Origin of the sequence: Lentzea sp. NBC_00516 (assembly GCF_036346835.1) — a bacterium.
Classification (GTDB): domain Bacteria; phylum Actinomycetota; class Actinomycetes; order Mycobacteriales; family Pseudonocardiaceae; genus Lentzea; species Lentzea sokolovensis.
This window is the reverse complement of sequence record NZ_CP107840.1, coordinates 2,362,944-2,385,685: the sequence shown is the minus strand read 5'-3', so window position 1 is coordinate 2,385,685 and position 22,742 is coordinate 2,362,944. Positions and strand designations below refer to the sequence as shown.

The 22,742-nt window shown below is 69.7% G+C and carries 23 protein-coding genes; 12 read left to right on the top strand and 11 right to left on the bottom strand.

The window, feature by feature from the left end:
* Positions 1-87: 87 nt before the first annotated feature.
* Positions 88-1,113, top strand: a complete 1,026-nt coding sequence (locus OG205_RS10840) for an Lrp/AsnC family transcriptional regulator (RefSeq protein ID WP_330276067.1) — start codon at positions 88-90, stop codon at positions 1,111-1,113.
* On the opposite strand, the gene OG205_RS10835 is transcribed toward OG205_RS10840, so the two are convergent.
* The 5 genes from OG205_RS10835 to OG205_RS10815 form a co-directional block, all read right to left on the bottom strand.
* Positions 1,080-1,640: a carboxymuconolactone decarboxylase family protein gene (locus tag OG205_RS10835; RefSeq protein ID WP_330276066.1), complete on the bottom strand. Its 561-nt coding sequence runs from the start codon at positions 1,638-1,640 to the stop codon at positions 1,080-1,082. The genes OG205_RS10840 and OG205_RS10835 overlap by 34 nt on opposite strands.
* Before the next feature lie 152 nt (positions 1,641-1,792).
* Entirely contained in the window at positions 1,793-2,422 is a 630-nt protein-coding gene (locus OG205_RS10830; RefSeq protein WP_330276065.1) for a response regulator transcription factor, read from the bottom strand.
* Positions 2,419-3,693 carry a sensor histidine kinase gene (locus OG205_RS10825; RefSeq protein WP_330276064.1) on the bottom strand — a complete coding sequence of 425 codons (1,275 nt, stop codon included), beginning with the start codon at positions 3,691-3,693 and terminating at the stop codon, positions 2,419-2,421. The genes OG205_RS10830 and OG205_RS10825 overlap by 4 nt, the downstream gene beginning before the upstream one ends.
* A 40-nt stretch (positions 3,694-3,733) precedes the next feature.
* A complete protein-coding gene (locus OG205_RS10820) occupies positions 3,734-4,864 on the bottom strand; it encodes an acyltransferase family protein (RefSeq protein WP_330276063.1) in 1,131 nt (376 codons plus the stop codon).
* A 154-nt stretch (positions 4,865-5,018) separates the two neighbouring features.
* On the bottom strand, positions 5,019-5,510 hold the full coding sequence (locus OG205_RS10815; RefSeq protein WP_330276062.1) for a DUF6326 family protein: 492 nt from the start codon (positions 5,508-5,510) through the stop codon (positions 5,019-5,021).
* A gap of 163 nt (positions 5,511-5,673) precedes the next feature.
* Here OG205_RS10815 and OG205_RS10810 point away from each other — a divergent pair, with 163 nt between their 5' ends.
* Positions 5,674-6,813: a sensor histidine kinase gene (locus OG205_RS10810; protein WP_330276061.1), complete on the top strand. Its 1,140-nt coding sequence runs from the start codon at positions 5,674-5,676 to the stop codon at positions 6,811-6,813.
* A complete protein-coding gene (locus OG205_RS10805; RefSeq protein ID WP_330276060.1) occupies positions 6,810-7,466 on the top strand; it encodes a response regulator transcription factor in 657 nt (218 codons plus the stop codon). The genes OG205_RS10810 and OG205_RS10805 overlap by 4 nt, the downstream gene beginning before the upstream one ends.
* Before the next feature lie 3 nt (positions 7,467-7,469).
* Here the strand turns inward: OG205_RS10805 and OG205_RS10800 are convergent, their stop codons facing one another.
* From OG205_RS10800 to OG205_RS10785, 4 genes are all read right to left on the bottom strand, one after another.
* Positions 7,470-8,117 (bottom strand): response regulator transcription factor, encoded by a 648-nt coding sequence (locus OG205_RS10800; RefSeq protein ID WP_330276059.1) that lies wholly within the window; start codon positions 8,115-8,117, stop codon positions 7,470-7,472.
* On the bottom strand, positions 8,114-9,370 hold the full coding sequence (locus tag OG205_RS10795) for a sensor histidine kinase (RefSeq protein ID WP_330276058.1): 1,257 nt from the start codon (positions 9,368-9,370) through the stop codon (positions 8,114-8,116). The genes OG205_RS10800 and OG205_RS10795 overlap by 4 nt, the downstream gene beginning before the upstream one ends.
* Positions 9,371-9,497: 127 nt before the next feature.
* Positions 9,498-10,583 carry an ABC transporter substrate-binding protein gene (locus OG205_RS10790; RefSeq protein WP_330276057.1) on the bottom strand — a complete coding sequence of 362 codons (1,086 nt, stop codon included), beginning with the start codon at positions 10,581-10,583 and terminating at the stop codon, positions 9,498-9,500.
* A 231-nt stretch (positions 10,584-10,814) separates the two neighbouring features.
* A complete protein-coding gene (locus OG205_RS10785) occupies positions 10,815-11,711 on the bottom strand; it encodes a helix-turn-helix domain-containing protein (RefSeq protein ID WP_330276056.1) in 897 nt (298 codons plus the stop codon).
* Between the two features lie 64 nt (positions 11,712-11,775).
* Here OG205_RS10785 and OG205_RS10780 point away from each other — a divergent pair, with 64 nt between their 5' ends.
* Genes OG205_RS10780 through OG205_RS10770 form a run of 3 tightly spaced genes read left to right on the top strand, consistent with a single transcriptional unit; the run spans position 11,776 to position 13,639 of the window.
* Complete coding sequence (locus OG205_RS10780; protein WP_330276055.1) at positions 11,776-12,432, top strand: DsbA family protein; 657 nt, start codon at positions 11,776-11,778, stop codon at positions 12,430-12,432.
* On the top strand, positions 12,429-13,235 hold the full coding sequence (locus OG205_RS10775; protein ID WP_330276054.1) for an MBL fold metallo-hydrolase: 807 nt from the start codon (positions 12,429-12,431) through the stop codon (positions 13,233-13,235). The genes OG205_RS10780 and OG205_RS10775 overlap by 4 nt, the downstream gene beginning before the upstream one ends.
* Positions 13,226-13,639: a nuclear transport factor 2 family protein gene (locus OG205_RS10770; RefSeq protein WP_330276053.1), complete on the top strand. Its 414-nt coding sequence runs from the start codon at positions 13,226-13,228 to the stop codon at positions 13,637-13,639. Before OG205_RS10775 ends, OG205_RS10770 begins: the two co-directional genes overlap by 10 nt.
* Positions 13,640-13,696: 57 nt before the next feature.
* On the opposite strand, the gene OG205_RS10765 is transcribed toward OG205_RS10770, so the two are convergent.
* Positions 13,697-16,261, bottom strand: coding sequence for a M48 family metalloprotease (locus tag OG205_RS10765; RefSeq protein ID WP_330276052.1), 2,565 nt, complete (start codon positions 16,259-16,261; stop codon positions 13,697-13,699).
* Complete coding sequence (locus OG205_RS10760; RefSeq protein WP_330276051.1) at positions 16,245-16,787, bottom strand: hypothetical protein; 543 nt, start codon at positions 16,785-16,787, stop codon at positions 16,245-16,247. The genes OG205_RS10765 and OG205_RS10760 overlap by 17 nt, the downstream gene beginning before the upstream one ends.
* A gap of 431 nt (positions 16,788-17,218) precedes the next feature.
* Between OG205_RS10760 and OG205_RS10755 the strand changes: the two genes are divergently transcribed.
* The 6 genes from OG205_RS10755 to OG205_RS10730 all read left to right on the top strand — a co-directional run bounded on the left by OG205_RS10755 (position 17,219) and on the right by OG205_RS10730 (position 22,703).
* Entirely contained in the window at positions 17,219-17,377 is a 159-nt protein-coding gene (locus tag OG205_RS10755) for a hypothetical protein (RefSeq protein ID WP_330276050.1), read from the top strand.
* Between the two features lie 210 nt (positions 17,378-17,587).
* A complete protein-coding gene (locus OG205_RS10750) occupies positions 17,588-18,802 on the top strand; it encodes a YcaO-like family protein (RefSeq protein ID WP_330276049.1) in 1,215 nt (404 codons plus the stop codon).
* Positions 18,795-19,454, top strand: a complete 660-nt coding sequence (locus tag OG205_RS10745) for a TfuA-like protein (RefSeq protein ID WP_330276048.1) — start codon at positions 18,795-18,797, stop codon at positions 19,452-19,454. Before OG205_RS10750 ends, OG205_RS10745 begins: the two co-directional genes overlap by 8 nt.
* Positions 19,430-20,194: a hypothetical protein gene (locus tag OG205_RS10740; protein WP_330276047.1), complete on the top strand. Its 765-nt coding sequence runs from the start codon at positions 19,430-19,432 to the stop codon at positions 20,192-20,194. Before OG205_RS10745 ends, OG205_RS10740 begins: the two co-directional genes overlap by 25 nt.
* 2 nt (positions 20,195-20,196) lie before the next feature.
* Positions 20,197-21,477 carry an MFS transporter gene (locus tag OG205_RS10735; protein WP_330276046.1) on the top strand — a complete coding sequence of 427 codons (1,281 nt, stop codon included), beginning with the start codon at positions 20,197-20,199 and terminating at the stop codon, positions 21,475-21,477.
* 2 nt (positions 21,478-21,479) lie between these two features.
* The gene (locus OG205_RS10730; RefSeq protein WP_330276045.1) at positions 21,480-22,703 is read left to right on the top strand and encodes a cupin-like domain-containing protein; all 1,224 of its coding nucleotides are present in this window, start codon (positions 21,480-21,482) and stop codon (positions 22,701-22,703) included.
* The last annotated feature ends 39 nt before the right edge of the window (positions 22,704-22,742 follow it).

Sequence of the window (22,742 nt, the reverse complement as noted above, 5' to 3'; positions counted from 1 at the left end):
CCTGAACGCTATGGTTACCTGACTTTCAATTCTGAAATCTGCATGTTCTTGTTGGTAGCATCGCGTTCTGTGCATGAAAGAGGCCGTGTGTCGGACTTCGACGAGCTGGACGTCGCCATCGTGGACGCGGTGCGGTCGGCACCCCGCGCGAGCTGGCGGGACCTCGCTCCCGTGCTGGAGGTCGATCCGGCGACCATCAGCCGGCGGTGGTCCCGCATGCAGTCCGAGGGGCATGCCTGGGTCACCGCTCACCCGGCGGGTGCCGCGACGCCGTCGTGCGCCCTCGTGGAGATCGACTGCGCTCCTGGGCGAGCGGTCGAGGTGGCGAACGTCCTGGCCGCCGACGTGGAAGCGGCCACGGTGAAGCTGACCTCGGGGGCGCGGCACGTGCTCGTGCTGGCGCAGGCACCGGACCTGGACTCGCTCTCCACGTACCTGCTCGACCGCGTCGGGAACGTCCCGGGCATCACGTCGCTGCGAAGCCACCTCGCCACGCGCGCGTCCCTCGAAGCCAGCCGCTGGCGTGAAGGGGCGCTGAACGTCCAGCAGCGGCGGAAACTGCTGGGCCGCACCAGGAACCAGCAGGACGGTGCTGTGCTGCAAGCCGTCGACCATCTGATCATCCGCGCGTTGAACGTCGACGGGCGGATGTCGTTCGAACGGCTCTCCGACCACGCGGGCATCGGCCCCGTCGCGGTGCGGCGCAGGCTGGCGCGGCTGGAGGAGGCGGGACTCGTCACCTACCGCTGCGACACCTCACGACGCCTCGCCGGGCACGTGGTGGCGGCGGTCTACTTCTGCTCCATCGAGGCCCGTCACCTCGACGAGGCCGAGGAGCGGATCCGCACGCTGCCCGGCGTGCGGGCCTGCAGCCTGGTGGCAGGCCCGCACAACGTCATCATCGACGCCTGGCTCAGGTCGGCGGGGGAGACCCACGAGCTCGAACGCGAGCTGAGCCTGGCGCTCCCCGCACTCCGCGTCCAGGACCGCTCAGTGGTCCTGCGCACGGTGAAACTGCTGGGCCGCGTCCTCGACGCGGAGGGAAGGTCCACGTGCTCCGTCCCTCTGCTGCGCGACTCTCAGTCCGCGTCGGCGGGCAGCGGTACGTCATAAGCGTTGAGCACGAGGCAAATGCCGGCGTACTGCGCGATCAGGAACACGAGTTCCGCCGTGCCGGCCTCGCCGAAACAGTCCACCGCGGCGCGGTACAGCGCGCCGGGCAGTGGTGAGCCCGCGTACAGCGCGGCCGCCACGTCGTGCGCCACCTCCTCCTCCCACGGCAGACCGCAAGGCCGTTGCCCGGCGACCAACGCCGCCACGACGGTGTCCTGCATTCCGATCGCCGAGGCGATCCTGCCGTGGGAGTACAGCTCGTACGCCGCCCCGTAACGCGATCCGGTGGTGAGGATCGCGACCTCGCGCACCCGAGGCGGGAGGACGGCGCCGTTGGTCGTGAACCAGTCGAGCAGCGGCCTGGCGAGGTGCGGGAAGCGCAGCAGCACGGGGAACGGCCCGATGAGCGCGCCGTTCTCGTCCTGCGTGGTGAACGGCACGTGCTCACCCATGATCCGGCGCGCGACCTCGTCGAGCTCCCGCTGTGCCGCCGACATGCCACCGGGTGCGATCGGGGACATCCTCACGTGTTCCTCCTCCTGGTCGGGACGATCCAGGAAGACAGCCTGTGCCGGTGTCGGCGAGGTCGTCGGGCAACGCACGAATTCCGCTGCTGGAGTTCGGGATCTGCACGGAACCGCCGTCCCGCCATGCGAGGCCAGAGGCGCGGGTACGGCTGTCAGTCCCGCGGTGTCAGGTAGCCACGGGAGAACGCGGTGGCCACGGCGGCAGCCCGGTCGTTGACGCCCAGCTTCGCGTACACGTGCAGCAGGTGCGTCTTGACCGTCGTCTCGCTGATGAAGAGCCGCTTGCCCGCCTCGCGGTTCGTCGCGCCCTGGGCGATCAGCTCGAGCACCTCCAGCTCGCGTTGCGACAACGGTGCCTGAGCCGGTTTGCGCACCTGGCCCAGGAGCCGGGTCGCGACGGTGGGGGAGAGCACCGCCTGCCCTCGTGCCGCTGCCTCCACCGCGCGGACGAGTTCCTCCCTCGGAGCCTCCTTGAGCAGGTAGCCGGTGGCACCCGCTTCGATCGCCGGCAGCACGTGGCTGTCGGTGTCGTAGGTGGTGAGCACCAGCACCCGTGACGGCACCCCGCGCTCCGCCAGCTCCCGGATGGCGGCGACCCCGTCGGTCCCGGGCATCCGCAGGTCCATGAGGATGACGTCGGGGCGAAGGCGAACGCCTGCCGCGATCGCTTCCGCGCCGTCAGCGGCTTCGCCGACCACTTCGAAGCGAGGATCGGCACCGAACATGCCCCGCAGCCCGTCCCGCACCACCGGGTGGTCGTCGACGATCAGCAGCGTGATCACACCCCACCCCCGGCGGGGATCGCGGGCAGCGTCACCGTGATCGCGGTGCCTCCGTCCGGTTCGGACTCGACGTCGAGACGTCCTGCGAGACGATGCACCCGCTGCCGCATGCCGGCGAGCCCGAAGCCCCCGTCCGCGGAGCCGGAGCGTTGGGCGTCGGGCCGGAAACCGATCCCGTCGTCCAGCACGTCGAGCGTCACCAGGTCCTCCATGTACGACAGGGTCAGGGTGACCCGACCGGCTCTGGCGTGCTTCGCGACGTTGGCGAGAGCCTCCTGCGCGGTTCGCAACAGCGCCACCTCGACGTCGGTGTGCATCGGCCGGGCGTCGCCGGTCGTGGTCAGCGCCGCTTCTACCCGGTTCACCTCGGACCAGCGCCTCGCCACGTCGCCGATCGCGTCCGGCAGGCGGGCGGACGCCAGCGCGGACGGCCCCACGGCGTGCACCGTCCGGCGGGCCTCGGTCAGGCTCTCCCTGGCCAGGTCCATCGCGTTCGTCACGTGCCGGCGCGAGACCGCCGGTTCGTTCGCCTGCTCGGCGGCCTGGAGCTGGGTCAGGATGCCGGCCAGGCCCTGGGCGAGCGTGTCGTGGATCTCCCGTGCCATCCGCTGCCGCTCGTCGAGCACGCCGGCCTCGCGGGCCTGCACCAGCAACTGGGCGTGCAGGGCCGCGTTCTCCGCCAGCGCGGTCTCGAGCTCGGTGTTGGCCCGGTGCAGCTCGATCAGCGCCCGCTTCTGCCGGTGGTTGCGGCGGTCGGACATCACGTCGGCGTAGAAGGCAGCCGTGGCGATCACCGCGGTGACCGCGCTGACGGCGGGCCACTTCCACCACTCCTCGCCCGTGATGCTGTCCGCCCCTCCCACGTAGGAGATGGCCGAGACCGCGGACGTGACGGCCACGCCGACGTAGCGCCACCGGCCCTTCAGGTACTGGAAGGCGTGCACGTAGCCGATGAAGGCGAAGAAGCCGAACCAGGGCGTGAGCAGCACGAGGCAGGCGGTGATCGCCACGAGACCCGCGTAGTACAGGCCCATCAGCCGGTCGTGGTCGTGCCACTCGGGATGGGCCGTGTGGAACCACGCCACCCACGCGGTGAGCACGGTCGAGAACCCGAGCACTGCCGGGAAGTGCACCGGTGCGTCCCACAGCGGTTGCAGCAGCGTGAACACGACGCTGACCGCCAGCAGCGGGTACGGGAGCACCTTCAGGACCGCGGACTCCTTGCGCTCCCAGCGGTCGAACTCCTCGCGCAACTCGGCCTCGACGCTCACCCCGGCAATGGTCGCACGCCCGTGCCCCGGCATGGCCGCACTACACCACTGCCCGCACGACGGGCACACGGCGCAGAGCGCCCGAGATCACCCAGCTCGCGGCCGCGGCGATCACCAGAGCCAGCAGGAACTTCAGGACGGGTCCGGCGTCGAGCGGCCGAAGCAGTTCCACGGTTCCGACGATGACCGGCGCGTGCAGGAGGTAGACGGCGAAGGCGTTGTCGGCGAGGTAGCCGCTGAACCGCGACGCACCTGCGACGAAGCGTTGGAACACGCGGAGCAGGACCAGGACGACGCCGACCGCGAACAGCGACTCCCACAACGCGAGAGCCAGAAAGGCGAGGTCGTGACCGGCCAGGTCGTCGGGCGAGACGAAGCCGCGGTAACCGCCCAGCGCCATCGGTACGAACGACCCCACCACGAGGAGCACGCCGAACCAGCCCGATCGCCGCGGCAGCGCCTCGAACCAGCGGCGGCGGTATGCCAGGACACCGGCGACGAAGAGCAGGACGTACTGCGGCATGTACGCGGGGCTGGGCAGCCCGAGCACGGGCTCGTAGGTCCCGAGAGGGACGAAGATCCGCCACCCGTAGGTGACCACGCCGAGGACGAGCGTGAAGCCGAGCAGATCCCGTCGCCGCAACGGTTTCGGCCGCGCCCGCTCAGCACTCCCGCACAGGTGCCGTGCCACGGCGTAGACGAGCGAGAAGATCAGCAGAATCTCGAGGAACCACGCGGGCCCGACCTCCCAGGTGGTGAAGTAGTAGACCACAAAGGACGGTCTGGTCGCGGACGGCAGGTCGAGATAGGTCGGGAGGACGAAGAACGGGCGCAGCAGCAGGATGAACGCGAGGAAGGGGATCCCGAGGCGTTTCGCCCGCTCGACCGCGAACGCGCGCTGCCCCCTCCTGTCCACCGCGCCGGGGGCGAAGTACCCGGACAGCAGGAAGAAGAACCCCATGAAGAACGTCTGGTTGACCACGAGCAGCAGGTCCAGCGGCACCGCCGCGGACGCCGAGACGGGCTCTTGCCGGTTGGGCCAGACGTCGAGGTTGCTGTAGGGCGCCGCGCAGTGGTGCGCGACCACCAGGAGCGTCAGGAAGGTCCGGAGGTTGTCGACGTAGGAGATGCGTGCCGGACGGGAAGTGCGGACGACGTCGGGTAAGGCCATGCCGAAAGCCTGCCGCGCGCGAGAAGGCGCCGGATCGACCGCGCGGGTGTGGATCACCGTGAACGGGGTGGACCCCCTCCATCCTCCGATCGGAGGATGGAGAAGGTGAGGGGGCGTCGAATCGTCCACAACCGACACCGTCGCGCCGGAGGTCTCACCGACCCGCTGTCCCGGACACGGTCTCACGGTCCGGGCCAGTCGCCGCGGTCGCCGACGGTGCGGTGCGGGGCCAGGTCCAGGCATACCGCACGACGAGGGCGAGAAGGACCAGTTCCAGTGCGATGCCGAGGCCGTAGAAGTACAGCCAGGACTCGCCCACCGCGTTGAACGCCGTGACGGGGACGTAGAGCGAGGCGACGGTGAGGTTGGTGATGCGGTTGGCCCGGGCGGGCAGCGTCATCGACAGCGCGACCATGAGGATCGGGATGGCCACGAGGGTCAGCGCCGTGGTCGAGAAGGTCTGGGAGAGGTCGAACTCGAAGACCTTGCCGTTGAGGATGTCGTCGATGACGCCGGGCGTGAAGAAGTTGAGAATGTCCACGTAGGCGTACAGGAACACGAAGCTCGTCCACGTCGCGGCGAGCTTGGCTCTCACCGGGATCCGCTGGTCTTCCAGTCTGGCGGTGGTGGGTTGACGTGTTCTCATCATGGGCTCCGTTGTCGTGGTGAGGATCGGTAGCACCACGATCGCGGAACCCCGGCGGCGGGCGCCTCGGCCCGGAGGCTCGGGTTCGCCTGGCCGATGGCACGGTCTCTCTCCTGTTCTTTCGGCGGGTACGTCGAGGCACGCCGATCCCTAGGCTGGAGCCGTGGTCACTGTCCGGCGCTCCATCTGGCGTGAGCCGCGGCCTGCTGACGCCCCACCCCTCGGTCGGCGCGACTGGCTGCTGGCGGGCCTGGTCGCGGCCGCTGCCCTGGTCGAGGGCATCGCCCGGCCGGGCTTGGCCTGGCAACCCCTTGTGACGGTGCTCGCCATGGCGCTGGTGCCTGCCCTGCTCTGGCGGCGGGGCCACCCCCTGATGGCCGCCCTGTTCGGGTGGGGCGTCGTCGGGCTGCTTTCGGTCCTCCAGCTGACCGCGCACGCCGGGGACCTCGGCCTCTACTCCACGATGGCCGTCCTGATCCTGCTCTACTCCCTGGTGCGGTGGGGCTCGGGACGGGAGATGGTCTTGGGGACGGCGTACGTGACAGGCGTCGTCGCGCTGGGGATGTACGCCTCCTCCACGGGCTTGGCCGACGCTTTCGGCGGGAGCGTCTTCTTGCTGTTGTTCGTCGCCCTCGCGGCGGTGTTCCGCTACCGCGCGGATCTCTGGCATCGCCAGGAGCGCGAGATCCGCAACCAGGAGCGGGTGGCGCTGGCGCGCGAGCTGCACGACACAGTGGCCCATCACGTCTCGGCCATCGCGGTGCAGGCGCAGGCCGGTGGTGTGGTCGCCGGCATCCAGCCTGAGAAGGCCGCCGAGTTCCTGGCCGTGATCGAGTCCGAAGCGTCGCGGACCCTGGCGGAGATGAGATCCATGGTGCGGGTGCTGCGGGAGGAGGAAGCCGTCGCCTACTCACCGCAGCTGGGTGTGGCGGACCTGCCCGCTCTGGCGCGCGCCGACGCGACGCCCACCGTCGAGGTCTCGCTGGACGGTTCGTCGACTCGGCTGGCACGACCCGTGGACACCGCGCTCTACCGGCTCGCGCAGGAGTCGCTGACCAACGCCGTACGGCACGCCCGGAGCGCGACCCGCGTCGGGATCGACGTACGCCGGGAGGGCGACGCCGTCAGGCTGCGTGTCAGCGACGACGGACATACCGTGCCGGGGCCGGCCCCGGAGCCAGGGTTCGGCCTGCTGGGCATGGCCGAACGCGCCCAGCTCCTCGGCGGATCGCTCTCCGCGGGGCCGGGGCCCGAGGGTGGCTGGGTGGTCGAGGCCGTGCTTCCGGTGGAGGCGTTGGGATGAGCATCCGTGTTGTCGTAGCCGACGACCAGGACCTGGTCCGGACCGCCCTGGTGATGATCCTCGGCGCGCAACCCGACATCGAGGTCGTGGGGGAGGCGGCAGACGGGCTCGCGGCGCTCGACCTGGCGACCCGGCTGCGTCCGGATGTCCTCCTCGTCGACATCCGGATGCCCGGGCTCGACGGGGTCGAGGTGACGCGGCGCCTGGCCGGGGCGGACGTGACGGACCCGATGGCGGTCGTCGTGATCACCACCTTCGACCTCGACGAGTACGTCCTCGGCGCCCTCCGCGCCGGCGCCCGCGGCTTCCTGCTCAAAGACGCCGGTCCGGCGCTCCTCGTGCAGGCCATCCACGCGGCGGCCAACGGGGACGCGCTGATCGCCCCCAACGTCACCAGCCGGCTGCTGGCGATCTTCGCCGACCAGGCGCCGGTGGTACCGGTCCAGCCCGTCGACCTGCTCACCGAGCGCGAGGAGGAGGTGCTCGCGCTGGTGGCACGGGGCCGGACCAACGCCGAGATCGCCACCGAGCTCTTCGTCGGCCTGAGCACGGTCAAGTTCCACGTCGCGTCGTTGATGACCAAGCTCGGCGCCCGCAACCGCGTCGAGATCGCGATGTGGGCGTACGACACCAGACGCGTGAGAGCCAATTAGCGGTCAGGTGAGTTCGAGCAAACCCCGGCGCACCGCTTCGGAGACCGCCGCGGCCCGGTTGTCGACGCCCAGTTTCCGGTAGATGCGCACGAGATGCGTCTTGACGGTCGCCTCACTGAGATAGAGAGACTGTGCGATAGAGCGGTTGCTGTGACCATCGGCCATCAACCGGACGACTTCTCTTTCCCGTTCCGTCACCCCGGGCGGAGGACTGATCACCCGGCCGACGAGATGTTCGACGACCTCCGCCGCGAGCCCCATGCCGCCCGCGGCGGCAGCGTGCACGGCTTGGAACAGTTCTTCTGGCGGACCCGCCTTGAGCACGTAGCCGCGCGCACCGGCCTCCAGCGCGCGTACGACGTCGGCGTGTCCGGAGTAACTGGTCAGCATCACCACCACTGTGCCGGGAGCCTCGGCGGTCAGCCGGCGAACTGCCTCGACTCCGTCGATGCCGCCGTCCGTGCCCACGAACCGCAGATCCATCAGCACGACATCGAGCGCCAGGCCGACAGCGAGGTGGACGGCCTCCTCGCCACTGCCCGCCTCCGCGACCACCTCGAAGTCAGGCTCACCGTCGAGCAGCGCCCGCAGTCCGGCCCGGACGACCGCGTGGTCGTCGGCGATCAGCAAGCGCAGCGGAGAGGTCGTCATGAGACCGCCGAAGAGTTCACGGGCACGATCGGTCCGGACAGCCGGCGAACCGGGAGGGTGGCCCGGATCCGCGTGCCCCGGCCCGGAGCGCTGTCGACGTCGAGATCACCGCCGCACTCGCGAAGCCTCGCCTGGGCGCACGGAAGGCCCAGACCCCGGCTCGAACGGAACACACCACCGAGGTGAGCATGATCGAAACCGACACCGTCGTCGCACACCTCCAGTTCGACGTGATCCGGGTGGTGGTGCAGGGTCACCGTCACGTTGGTGGCGTGCGCGTGTTCACGGACGTTGGCCAGCGCGCTCTGCACCACGCGGAACAAGGTGGTGCTGACCTGATCGCCGATGTCGGGACCGTGAGATCCGGCCGAGCGGAACTGCACGCGCTCCGCGATCTCGTCCTGCTGCGCGCGGGCGCACAGCAGGTGCAGTGCGCCCGCCAGGCCGGCCTCGGCGATGGCGGACGGAGTGAGGTCCGTGATCATCCGCCGGGTTTCGGCGAGACCCGCGCTCAGGTTGCCGGCAGCCATGCGAACACGGTCACGCGCCACGTCCGGACGCTCTTCCCAGCTCCGCTCGGCCGCCTGCAACAGCATCACGCTGCCGGACAGTTCCTGGGCGAGCGTGTCGTGCAGGTCTCGGGCGATACGCGTGCGTTCCTCGAGAACACCGGCCCGGCGTTGCTCCTGCGCGAGCACGTCACGCGTGCCGCGCAACTCCTCCACAAGGCGCTGGCGCTCCGCGGCATCCCGCTGCTGCGCCCGGTACAGGGCCACAGTGCCCCAGACAGCGGCTACGGGTACCAGCACGATCTCGGCGTCGAACCGACCGGCGGCCATGGCCAGTTGACCGACCAGCACGGCAGTGATCGCGGCTACCGCGATCATGGCTCCACGGCGACCGAGCGCACGCAGAACCGCACACGCCAGTGGCACGGCACACCAGACGTACGCAACGGTCAGGAACGGCGGAGTGAGCTGGACAAGGGCCGCCCACAGCAGGATCAGGGCGGCGATCCAGGCGTGCCGGGCGAAAGCGCCCATCCGGAGCCACAGAGCCAGGCCTGTCGCGTACACCACGGCGAGCACCGCGCTGACGGTCACGATCTCCCAGCACAGTGCGAGGTTCAGACTGGCGAGCCGGACCAGTGCGGCGCCGACGACGATGAAGAACACCAGGTGCTGGACGTGGCGCAGGGCGTACCAGCTCCCGTGTGCCGACGGCGGCGAGTCGGTGGACCCGCGATCGGACACGGCAACCCCTTGGATGAACGATCCATTGAGGACAAAGGGGGCTCAGTGTATCCGCTGCCGGTGTGGCTCAGGTGAAAGAACTGTGCTCCGGTCCCGCCAGTCGCGGCACCGGAGCACAGTTCGACGGCTATGCGCCAGGGCGCAGTCCGGGCCAGCCGGGCGTGGGGTCGCCCTTGACCTCCCCGAAGTACAGCGCGAAGGTCTGCTTCCAGCGCTCCACCTCGGCGCGGTCGGCCATGAAGCGGGGGAAGCCGTCGAGGTGGGCGTTCGGGTACTTCCAGATCGGCTTCAGACCGGCCGGAGGAGTGACGTCCGTGCGTACCGACCAGCCGTTGAAGGACGCCTGCTGCTGCGTGAGGGACAGCTGCCAGTTCAGGTAGAGCTTGGCGGCGGCCGGGTTCTTGGCCTGCTTGAGGATCGCGGCCCGCTGGCCCCAGGCCATGAACGGATGCCCGTCGGCGGCCACGAACCTCACGGGTGCCGACGCGGGAGCGGTCAGCGAGCCGGCGCCGCCGATACCGATCGCCTTCTCCCCGGCCATCACCGCCTCGCCCGGCGTGTTGCTGCCGCGGGCGAATCGCACGTCCTGAGCGGCCAGTTTGGCCACCCAGTCCCAGCCGTAGGTCTGTGCGTAGAGCGAGTAGAGGTAGAGGACGGCGTCGTCATCGTGCGGGAACGACGAGGCGATCTTGCCCTTCCACTTCGGGTCGACCAGATCCAGCGGGGTGCGCGGCGGGGCCGAACCAACCGCCGGCGGACCGTACATGAAGCTGAAGGCGAGCGCCGAGACGGCGACCCACGCGCCCTGCGGATCCTTGAACGCGTCGTAGACCTTCGAGAACCCGGCGGGCTTGTAAGACAGCAGGCGCCCCTGCTCCTTCCAGCGCACGAAGTCCTGAACGGTCTGGAGCTGCACGACGTCCGGAACGAGAGTGCCGGTGGCGAACTGGTTGTCGACCCGGACGTCGTGGTACTTGCTGTAGTCCACGATCAACGTCAGGGCGATGTCCGGGAAACGGGCCTTGAAGGCCGCCTTGGTGCCGTCCTGCTGGGTCGGTGTGTCGCCGCCGGCGTAGATGACGAGCTTGCCACCGTCCCTGAGCGCGGCCTGGTAGAGCTCGTCGAGCGTCCTGGTCTCCTCCGGCCCGCCGGGGTGCGGTGCCCCGCCTGGTGAAGCCGCGGCGCCGGCGGCACCGAAAGCGCTGAAGCCCAAGGCTGCGCCAGCCCCGGCGGCAAGGACACGTCGTCTGCTGAGGGAGCTTGACAAGGTGAGGAAGCCTCTCTGCGGGGGATGTACACGGTCAGGCGACTGTCATCCTCGTGTGACCGAGAGGATCTCCGCGTCATCCGGACGGAGAGAAGAACGCGCTGGAGATGGACGCCGCGTTCAACCGAACGATTGAACGCCCGTGGCAACGGGCGTCTCTTCGAGCTCGTGACGTCTTCAGCGTGGCGATTCAGTGCTCGGCCTGAAGCGGTCACGGAAGGCGGCCGGGGTCGTTCCGGTGCGGTGCTGGAAGTACTTGGAGAAGTTGGACGGATCGTCGAAGCCGAGTTGTCCGGCGATTCGCGCGACCGGGTCGGATCCGTGGGCGAGGAGGCGTTTGGCTTCGAGCACGACGCGCTCGTCGATGAGCTGCTTGGCGCTGAGGCCGGTGTTCTCGCGGGCGAGCCGGTTGAGGGTGCGGGTCGAGTAGCCCAGGCGGGCCGCGTAGTCCGCGACCTTGTGCCTGGTGCGGAAACTCGCTTCCAACTCGTCGCGGAACCAGACGAACACCTCGTGGGTGGGCAGGCGGTGGCCGCTGCCCTCCGGTTCGGCCAGGACGAGCAGAAGCAGCACCGCGGCGAGGGCACGGGCCGCGGCGGCGTCACGGATGTCCGCAGTGGAGGGTGCCGATGTCGCGGCGGCGGTGGCCTGCGCGGCGTCGAGGGCGGCCGCCGCCGCCGTGCCCACGACCGTGGCGGCGGTCCAGTGGTTGGGGGTGACCACGCCCGCCGACCGGATCAGTTCCCACGTACCGGTGTCGATCGCGGACGGGGTGAACAGGAAGACCGGGCCCTCGATGTCGTCGATGGCGCCCCACTGCTGCACCTGCCCGGCGCGCACCCAGACGAGGTCGCCGGGTTCGAGCGGGTAGCCGGTGAAGTCGACGGTGTGCGTGGTGCTGCCCGACTCGACGCGGATCAGCAGGTCGAAGTCGAGGCGCTGGGGTGCGATGAACTCATGTGGACCACCGCGTACCCGCATTCGCGCCAGCGAGGTGAGCTCGATCTCTCCGGTGGCACCGGGCGGTGGCGCATACCGGACAGGCCGGATGGCCTCCGGGAGTGTGCTTCCCATTTTCACCATGTTACGTCCCGCAGCAACCGTGAAAACCGCAGTTCACGTCCATAGTCTTCTGGTCATGGCACTGAGATTGACCTATGTGTTCGACGCCTACTGCGGCTGGTGTCACGGCTTCGGTCCGGCGGTTCGCGGCTTCGCCGACGCCAACGCCGGGCGGGTCCGGCTCGACGTGGTGAGCGGGGGCCTGTTCACCGGTGCGCAGGTCGCGCCGATCGGCAACATGACCTACGTGGCGGGCGCCAACGCGCGCATCGCCGCGCTGACCGGTGCCGAGTTCGGACCCGGCTACCAGGGGCTCGTCGCCGACGGCCGCTTCAAGATGGATTCCACGGCCGCCGCCATCGGGTTCGCCGCGCTGAGGGCGGCCGCTCCCGACCAGGCCCTGGAGTCGGCGGAGGCGATGCAGCGGGCGTTCTACGTCGACGGGCTGAGCCTGTCGGAGGCGTCGACCTACCGTCACATCGCCGAGCGGCAGGGCTTGGACGCGGACGCGGTCGTGAGCGGGTTCGCCTCGCCCGCGGGCAGGACCGCGGCGGCACAGGACTTCACGCGCGCGGCCCGGCTCCGGGTCACCTCCTACCCGACCCTCCTCCTGCACACCGACACCGGCGTGATCCGGCTCGGTGGTCCCACGTCGACGGCCACCCAGCTCACCGATGCGATCGACCGGCACCTCGCCCTCTCCGAGCAACGATCCGAAGGAACACAGCAATGAGCGCCCTCACCTACAAGATCATCGACGCGGCCGGAAGCTCGCTCAACAAGACCAGCACGCTGGTCACGGGTGACACCGAGGCCGTCGTGGTGGACTCGGCCTTCACCAGGGCCGACGGGCACCGGATCGTCGCCGAGGTCCTCGACTCCGGCAAGCGGCTGACCACCGTGCTGATCACCGCCGGCGACCCGGACTTCTACTTCGGCGCCGAGGTCGTCGCGGACGCCTTCCCCGAGGCCGTGTTCGTGGCACCGGCCGACGTCATCGACCACATCCGCGAGACCTACGAGAAGAAGCTGGCCGCCTGGGCACACCTCGGCGCCAACCTGCCCACCAGGTTGGTCGACATCGCGCCGCTGACCACGTCTTCGGTCACCGTGGACGGCGTCGAGCTCGAGGTGCGCCGCGGCAGCGACGCTCTCGGCGACCGCGCCTGGTACGTCTTCGAGCCCGTGGACCGCGTCGTGCTCGGTGGTGTGCTGCTGTTCGAAGGGCTGCACGTGTGGACCGCGGACACGCCGAGTGCCGAAGAGCGTGCGGAGTGGCTCCGCTTCCTCGACGGCCTGGAAGCGCTCGACCCCACCTTCGTCGTCGCCGGCCACCGCGTCGCCGGTGCGCCCACCGACACGACCGCGATCCGGCACACTCGCGACTACCTGCGGTTCTTCGAGAAGACCGTGGCCGACGCCGACGACGCCGCAGCGGCAGAGGAAAGCCTGCTGGCGGCCTACCCGGACGCCGGGCTGCGGATCGCCGCCTCGCTGGGCACCAAGGTCGCGAAGGGGGAGATGACGTGGGGCTGACCCCGGCCGACGACACGGCACCGGCCGCCGTCGTCCGGCGCCAGTACCTCGCCTCCGCCGCGGGCGACCTCACCGCCCTGCGCGCGACCCTCGCCCCCGACGTGGAGTGGACGGAGATGGCGGGTTTCCCGCTCGCCGGCACCTACCGCACACCCGAGGGCGTGACGAGCGGGGTGATGGAGGAGCTGGTGCGGGACTGGGACGGCTGGGTCGCCCACGACGACACCTACGTCGTGGGCGGCGAGGACGTCGTCGTCCTGGCCCGCTACACCGCGACGCACAAGACGACCCGCAGACCGCTGAACGTCCGGGTGGCGCACCACTTCACGGTGCGTGGCGGATTGATCGTCCGGTTCGAGCAGTTCGTCGACACCGCACTGGTCCGCGACGCCGCCACGTCATGACGCGGCGGGGCCCGGCACGCCGACGCCTGGGACGGAGCACTCGCGCCACGCTCAGGTCTACAGCGTCAGCACGCTTTTCGCCCACACGTCCAGCTCCGCCTTGCTGGCCACGAGCGTCTCGCTCGCGGCCTTCGCGCGGCTGTCGTCTCTCGTCTCCCAGGCGACCGCATAGGCCTCGTACGACTCGAGCCTGAGCCGCAGCCCGGTGACGCAGTGGCCGTGCACCTCGCGGACGACGTCGTTGGGCGGCCGGTACGACTCGGCCTCGCTCAGCAGCTGCCGCACGGGTTCGATGATCTCCGCACGCATCCGTTTCGCCCTGACCCGTCTGTCGGGTTCTTTTTCGATCTTCAGCACCTCGGTGTCGATCGCGTGGCGCCGCTGCAGGAGCTCCGGTGCGCGCCGGGTCTTGTAGTCCTGGACTGCTTCCGCCTCGACCCAGGCCTGGTCGTCCGGCGTCGGCACGACACCGGTGTCCGCCGCCGGCTGGACGTGGAGTCCGGCGAGGACACCGGTGGCGGTTCCCGTGGCGAGCAGCATCGAGACGGCGACCAGCACGATCCACGGAGGCGATCCGCGGCGCCTGGGCGGTGTCAGCGCACCGAACGACGCCGTGGCCGTGGAGACCAGGAACCCGGAGGCCAGGACGAACCACAGCACCTGGGCCGCGAACCCCGGTGTGAGCGCTCCGCCCCGCGCGGTGTTGATGACGAGGACACCGATACCCAGCACCGCGGCCGCGACAGGTCCGGCCAGCAGGGCGGCGCCGTGTCCCGCGCCGCCGAACAGCACACCGGCGAGCAGTCCGGCGGCTGCCGCGAGAGCTCCGGCGAGCCACAGGTACGTGGTGAGCAGACCCACGGCGTCCCCTGACGGGTAGAGCGCCCGGAACACGGCGAGCACGATCACGCCGGTGAGACCGACCACCACCCCCACGCCCACGACGTGCTGAACGCTCGGGCCTGAGGACGGCCACGTTCTCGGCGGGGCGAGCCACGCGGGCGTCGTCTCGCCGCGGCGCACTGTCCACAGCGTCCACCAGGTGACGGCGGCGAAGAACACCGCTACCAGAGCGAGAACGGGACTTTGCGTCCACGTCAGCAGTGCCGGGCCGGCCAGCGCCCACGTTCCCGCTCCGAGAACCACCCGCAACTGCTCGCAGAACCACAGCGCGACACCGAACAGCACCGTGCCGAGAACGACCGCCGGAACCCAGTTCGCCCTGGCGCTGCGGAACCGGCCGCCGGTGCGGGCCCAGAGTTCACCGAGTCCCGCGACCAGGACCGTGGCTCCCGCGACGACCAGACCCGCGGCCAGCACCGGCACGATCCGGCCGAACCTGTCGGTTCCCTCCAGCGCGGTGCCGGCCAGCGACGCCGCCTCACCGGCGACCAGACCGACGAAGGTCCCCAGGGCCACCATGCCCGGCCGGGGCGCGACACCGGTGACGCGTCCGACGCACGATTGACGCCACAGCGCGATGGCGAGGGTGGTCGCGAGCAGCGGAGCCATCCCGACCGCGACGGCGGGGCGGGCGAGGTGCAGCAGCCGGCTGTCCAGCACGGCGGAGACGATCAGGCCTCCCACCAGGGGAAGCACGAGTCCGGTGAAGAACGCGACGGTGAACCCGTCCGCGAAGGTGACGACGGTGGCGCGGCTCGGGTCGAGGACGACCTGGAGCCGTGTGGTCAGCGCCGGATGATTCGCCCGCCAGCGGCGTCGTCGTGGAGCATCTCGAACTCCGGACGCGAACAGGTCCGCGATCGCCTGCGCACCGCCGGCCAGCGCGGCACGCAGATCGGCGTCGTGCTCACGCGACCGCAGCAACGCACGCCTGGCGAGGTCCACCGCCAGAGCCAGCAACGCGCCCCGCCAGAGGTAGTCGGGCAGCACCGAGAAGTCGGCCGACATCGAACTGAGCACGACGGGCACCAGCAACATCGGGGTGAGCACGTACCAGGCCGCTTTCGCCAGCCACGACATCGCCACGTCGTGATGCACGAGATGGGACAACTCGTGCCGGAGGACCGTGTCGAAGGCGGGATGTCCCGGCCTGGTCGCGAGACCCGGGGGCAGCGCGATCCGATAGCGCCCCGGCCGCCCGAGGCAGAAGGCATCGTGCACCGACGGCCCGGACAGCAACGCGGGCGGCTTGCGCAGGCCCATCTGGTGCGCCAGCGCACGCATCCGGTGCTCTGTCGTAGCGAGTGCGGGATCGAGCGGTTTCAGCCCACGCCGTCGCGTGATCACCGCGGGCGCCGCGAACAGCACGACCAGCGCGGCGATCACGAGCACCAGCATCGCGCCGACGGCGAACGCGGCCCGCTCGCGTTCGACCGGCGCGGCGCACCTGAGGAACGCGGCTTCCTGCTCGACGGCATCGTTCGACGTCGCCGCCGAAGTGCCGGCACACTCCCCGATCGCGGAACTCCACGCCGCGCCGCCGACGGCGTCGACGTTGTAGGTCGCGCTGCCGACGAAGAGCCCGGCGGCGAGCATCGCGACGACGAGCACGAGGAACCGCGCCGTCGTCGCGGCGGGGAAGGCCAGCACGTTCGGCCGCGGAACGCTCACCATCAGGACCGGGTCGACGCTCTTCTCGCAGTCACTCGTCCTTCGCATAACTGAACTCGCCGTAGATGTCGACGACCACCAGCAACTCGACGTTGTAGCCGTAGACGTCCCCCATTTTCTGGACCGACCACCGCGCCGTTCGCTCGGTCCGGGAAACCTGGCCGACAACGTCGACCGGTCGCAGCACGACCTCGTTTCCGGTTCCGCCCGCCAGCCCGCGTTCGACGAATTGCGGGATTCCGGTCGCCCGGTCGTGCGACAGCTCGTAACGACCGTCCTGCGCGAACGTGAGGGTGTAGCCGGTCTGCGATCCCTCGCCGCCGGACCACGTGCCGACCAGGTCCGGGGGCATCCCGCCGGCAGGTCTGGCCGGAGCGGGTTTGTCAGGCGAGGCAACAGGAGGAGGCGGTGTGGCCGGTTCGGTCGATCCGGCGGCAGGTGGGGCCGGGTCTCGCACCGTCGCCGCGGGAGTTCCCGCGTCAGGGGCCGGTTTCGGCGTCCCGGGGGTCGTGCAGCCGACCACCGTCAAGAAGAGGAAGAGCACGGACGCGCAGACACGCCAGCAGGTCTTCATGCACATGAAAAAGACACCAACTTCCGGGCGACTACATCCTAAAACGCGCACCCACCGGTCGCCGGTTCAAAGAAACCTGCGCAGATCACCCGTTCAGCCGAAGATCAATGGCGGTCGAAATCGTTGTCCAAACCCAACTATCGATCGCACGTCAGCGCAGCCCACATTCATGACAATCGTAGAAGAAGGTGACGCGCCCGTATGAATTCTGGATTCCGGTGCGCGGATCAGCCGGTTGCCGAGTGCGGAAATCGTCGAAGTCCGGCAATTTCGCGGCATCCAACCGAACGGCGTTGCGGCTCGTCAATACTCCATCTGAGTCAAATATTGTCGGTTAACGAGGTTGTTTGCCAACGTAAGTACCAGATTGTACGTTGGGTCGGCCGGCCGGATTCGCCCGGCGGGCAATCACGAGATGGGGAGGAGTCCGTATGAGCCCAGTCAGCAAGCCTCAGGGATCATTCGTGCTGGACGAGGACACCGCGGAGCGGTTCTCGGCCATGATCCAGGGTGAGGGAGTCATGCGCGCGGGATTCGTGATCCACGAGTCCAACAACTTCCACAGCCCTGAGGACGACAAGAACGCCTAGTTCCACGTGAGTTGAGCTGGCCGGGGCGGAGCATGCGTGCTCGCTTCACGGCGCTGGCAGGCATGCTCTGCCTTGCCATCTGGGGTTGTACGGGGGATCTGGGGTGGATTTCGCGGTTCCGGCTGCATGCAGCCGTGCGTCTTAGTGGCGTGCCCGTTCCTGGATGAACGCTTCGGCACCACGACACCGGGGGATTCTGTGATACATAGAATGACGTCGAGCCTGCGCACGGTTCCGCTCGACGTGACGCTTTCCCGTGCCCAGCGGCTCGCGGTGGAGCTGGGCATTTCCCGGGTCACGGACACGACGTGGCTCGATTACATCGGCATCCCCGTTTTCTCCAGCATCAGGCCCGACGCGACACCTGGTTCGTTGTGCGTCAACGCCGGTAAAGGAGTGCGGCCGGCGGAAGCACGTGTCGGGGCGTACATGGAGGCCATCGAATTCGCGGTGGCCGAGTACCGGCGCCGCAACGTCGACGTTTTCCTCTCCACACCGCGTGCCGTCGTCGAGCAGCCGGCCGCCGGCTTCGACTTCCTCAGCCTGTGCCCGATCCTGGGCAGGCCGGTGGACCCGGACGGGCCACTGGCGTGCGTGCACGCCGAGGACGTCGTCACGGGCGACCGGGTCGCGCTGCCCGCCGAGCTCGCGTTCTCGCCGTTCGCGGAGAACCCCGGCCAGCGGATCTTCGGCACCAGCACGAACGGCCTGGCGTCGGGCAACTCGGTCGACGAGGCGACCGTGCACGGCCTGGCCGAGGTGCTCGAACGGGACGTCAGCGCGTTCAACTACTTCGACGACACCTCCCGCTTCGTCACCTTCGACGACCCCGCCGGCGACCTCGACGAGCTCAGGACCAAGATCGAGGCGGCGGGCCTCGAAGCGGTGCTGCGGTACACCGAGAACGCGTTCGGGCTGCCGTACTTCCACGGGTTCATCCTGGAACCGACCGACGACGCGCCGATCGCGATCTCCCACGGCTCCGGACTGCACCCGGTGCGCGACATCGCCGCGGTGCGCGCGTTGAGCGAAGCCGCCCAGTCGCGCCTGTCCTACATCCACGGCGGCCGCGACGACCTGATCGACAGGTTCGCGTACTTCGCCGCGTTCGACGGCGAGCTCGAACGCCAGGCCACCGCGCAACTGCGGGCCAACGCGGGCGACCGCGCCAACCCCGTCCGCTACGCCGACATCCCGCGCGGACCGGCCTTCGCCGACATCCCCGCGGCACTCGACTTCCTTCTCGGCAAACTGCGCGAGCAGGGTCTCACCCAGGTGTTGCGCGTCGTTCTGTCCAAACCGGACTCGCCGCTCGCGGTCGTCAAGGTCGTCGTGCCGGGCCTGGAGTCGTTCGAACCCCTGCTCAAACGCATCGGGCCGCGCCTGGCCGCGAAGCTGGACGCCCGGGAGGTGAGCCATGTCTGAGCAGGTGCGCCTATTCGTCGGCCCCACCGCGCACGGCGTGGACGTGCCCGTTCCCGCCGGCGTGGCGCTGCTGCCCCCGGTCCGGCGCGGCGACGTGCAGCGGATCGTCGACGAGGAGCAGCCGGGTGTGCTGGCGGTCGCCGACGGCACGTTCCACAGCTACCCGTCGGTCGCCCACGCGGAGCTGCGGCACGCGCTCGAAGCGGGCTGGCAGGTCTGGGGACTGTGCTCGATGGGTGCCATCCGCGCCGCCGAGATGCGGCACCTCGGCATGCGGGGCTACGGCCGCGTGTACGAGATGTACGCGACGGACCCGGAGTTCGACGACGACGAGGTCGCGCTGCTGCACGCCGGCGAGGCGCCGCACCGGCCGTTGTCGGAACCGCTGGTGCACATCAGGTTCTTCCTCGACGGGCTGGTCGGCCGGAACCTCCTGGACGCCGAAGGCAGGGCCGCCGTCGTCACCGAGCTCAAACATCGTTGGTACGCCGAACGAACCCTGCCCGGCCTCGCCGCGGCGCTGACCAAGGCCGGCCTGAACGAGGAGCTGGTGGCCGCGGAACTCGCCGACTTCTCGCCGTACCGGCTCAAGGCGCTCGACCTCGTCGAGTTCGTGAAGGAGCAGCCATGGTGCACACCAAGCCCGCGGTGATGACCGCGGCGGACTTCCTCGCCGCCACGGGCGGGGTGCCGTTCGTCGACCTGGACCTGGGGCACAGCACGCTGCTCACGGCCGTCGCCGCTGTTCGCCGTGCCGCCGACCCCGCCGCGTTCCCCAAGCTCGCCGACTACCTCGACCCCGCCAAAGCCCAGACGATCTTCGACAGGCACGCGCGCTGTCATGTCGACGTGGCCGAGTACACGGAGTTCTCGGAGGCGCAGGAGGAACGGATCGAGCAGGCCACCGCCGAGGTGCTCACCGCGGTGCCGGAGTGGACGCCGCTGTTCCAGATCCCGTTGCGGTTCCGGAGGATGGTCGACGACCGGCTGAGCGCGACGAGCGCGCTGGTGCCGCAGACGATCTACCTCGGCGACCGGGCGTTCGACAACGCCACGGTGACCCTGGCCGAGTCCCTGGTCCACGAACACGCGCACGTCTGGCTGAACTTCGTGGCGGAGGCGTTCGACCTGCAACGCGAAGGCGCGTCCGTGAACTACGTTCTGCCGTCGGGCACGGGTGGCAAGGCGTTGCGCGGCGTGCTGTTCGCCGCTCACTTCGCCGCCGCCGCGATCACGTTGCACAGCAGGACGGGTGGCCGGCCGGAACGCCTCGCGTACCTCGTCGACTACCTCGGCGGCTGCCTCGCGACCAGTGCCGGAAAACCCGACCTGACCGAGATGGGCGCGCTCGTGCACGCCCGGCTGACGAAATTCCTGGACGAGGTGCGCTGAGCTTGAGCCTGGGACGCGACTTCCACCTGGTGCAGGCCGCCGCGCTGCTCAACGGCGTCGGCACCCGGTGCAGCCAGCTCGCGGTGGCGTGGTGGGCGCTCGGCGTCACGGGCAGCACCACGCTGTTCGCGACGCTGATCGCCGTCGGGGCGGTCGCCGACGTCGCCGCGCGCGGCCTGCTCGGCTGGCTCGGCGACCGCTACCCGCCGCGGCTGCTGATCGCCGCCTGCTACCTCGTCTCCGCGGTGTGCCTGGTGGTGCTTGCCTGGTGCCGGTTCGCCGGGCTGTTCTCCCCGGTGCTGATCGGCGGGCTACTGGTGGTCACCGGCGTGTGCAACGGCGTGCGGGAACCGTTGCAGGCCACCATCATCCGCGGCCTCGTGCCGGTGGAGTCGGTGGAGCTCGCGGTCCGCAGGCGCAGCAGCGTCATGTCGGCCTCGACGTTGCTCGCCCCGGTGGTGGCGAGCGCGCTCATCGGCACGACCGGCGAAAAGGGCACGCTGGCCGCGACGGCGGTGGCCGTGGTGCTGAGCCTCGTTCTCGTCACCGTCGCGGATGCCGCTCCACCGCAGCAGGCGGCACAACGCCGGCCAGGGGTGTTCGCGGGCTTCCGAGTGGTGGCCAGGTTGCGCGTGGAACGTCACCTCGCGTTCTCGAACTTCCCGATCACCGCGGCGATGTACCCGGTGTTCGCCGTGCTCATCCCTGCGCTGACCCACCGCCTGCACCCCGGCGACGTCTGGCTGCTGGGGTTGCTGGAAGCGGCCTTCTCCGCAGGGCTGCTGGCCGGGAGCTTCGGCGTCGTGGCGCGGATCGCCGCCGTGCTCGGCAAAGCCAGGACCGTCCATCTTGGAGCGGCACTGGTCGGCGGTTCGTTCGCGGCCACCGGACTCGTCCTGCTGGCGGCGCCGGGCAGCGTGACGCTCACCGCGGCCACCAGCGTGCTGCTGGCGTGCGGCGGCGTCGGACTGACCATGTACACGATCAACATCGGCACCACGCGCGTGCTCGCGAGCCCGGCCGCGCTCCGCAACCGGATCGGCGCCGCCGCCGCGTTCGCCGCCGGGGTCGCGGTGCCGGTGGGCACGTTCACCAGTGGCCTGCTCGTCGCGTGGGCGGGGGAGGAGCTCACGCTGATCGGCTTCGGCGCGTTGATCGTCGTCACCGCCGCCGCGCTGAGCAGGAGCCGCGACCTGACCACGCTGCTCAACCTGCCGAGCGCCGACCTCGACAACGCGTACCACCGCCTCTACCCGGATGCCTTCGCGAAAGAACAGGTGTAACGATGCTGAGCACAGAGGAGAAGCGAGTCGCCGTCGTGCCCGACGCGTTCTGGGAGCGGGTCCTGGAGCAGACCGGCGGCGGCACCACGCCCGCGATCATCGACCTGACCGGGCTGGACCACCCGGTGCTGACCGCGGAGGACCTGCTGGAGGTCGCGGGAGGCATCCTGCGCGCCGGTGACGTGGCAGTCAACGGCGACGGCGTCCAACTCACCGACCCGGTGCTGCCCGACTGGCAGCCCACGACGATCGACGAGTTCGAACGCTTCGTGCGCGCCCTCGGTGAGGCCAACGGCGCGGAGGCGATCACGTTCACCCGTGACTACTGCCTGAAGTACTCCACCGAGGTCGCGATGAAGGTCCGCGCGTTCATCAGCGCCTACGTCAGCCGCATGGGTCTGCCGACGCCGGGCGTGAACGCGGTGTTCATCGCCGGCCGCTACCGCGAGACGTGGATCGGGCTGCACAACGACTTCTGCCGCACGTTCCTCATCCCCGTGCACGGCCGCAAGCAGATCATGCTCTGGGAGCCCTCGTACTTCGAGAACATGGTGCTGGACAAGAAGCCCGCGCTGAACGGCGTCTGCTTCGGACACATCGACGTGGACCAGTACGCGGCCGACGCGGTGACGCTCACCGTCGGCCCGGGCCAGATGCTGTTCATCCCGGAGAAGTGGTGGCACTACAACAAGTTCTCCGAGCTGGAGAGCACGCTCGGCCTGTCGGTCGGCGTCTTCAGCAACGGCACGCCCGGCGGCGCGGTGTCGAGCGCGGTCAACGCGGCCCTGACCCTGCCGGCGCTCACCGGTGAGATCGACTCCGCACAGCGCAGGCCCGCCGGCGTCGTGACGCTCGGCGAAGTCGACCTCTCGAACCAGCTCACCGCCGCCTTGGACGCGGTGCGCGACACCATGAAGGTCCAGTCCCTGGCGTGGTCCACCGCCAACGGCGTGATCGGCGGCGGGGGAGCGTTCCGCCCCGCGGTGGACATCACCGACTCCCTGCGGCTGCGCGGCCGGGCCGACGCCCCGGTGATCCTGCTGGACGTCGAGGACGGCACCGGCCTGCTGTTCGTGCTGGGGCGCATGGAGAAGGTGACGCTGACTCCCGGCGTGCGCGAGCTGGTCGAGCAACTCGCCGGGCTCGAGGACTTCGTGGCGCCTTCGGAAGCACGTGAGCTGGCGTCGTCGTTGTACGTGCGAGGTGCTGTGGAGATCGCGGTCTGAGAGCACGCCGGTACCGCGGCCGTTGTGGTCGACCGCGGT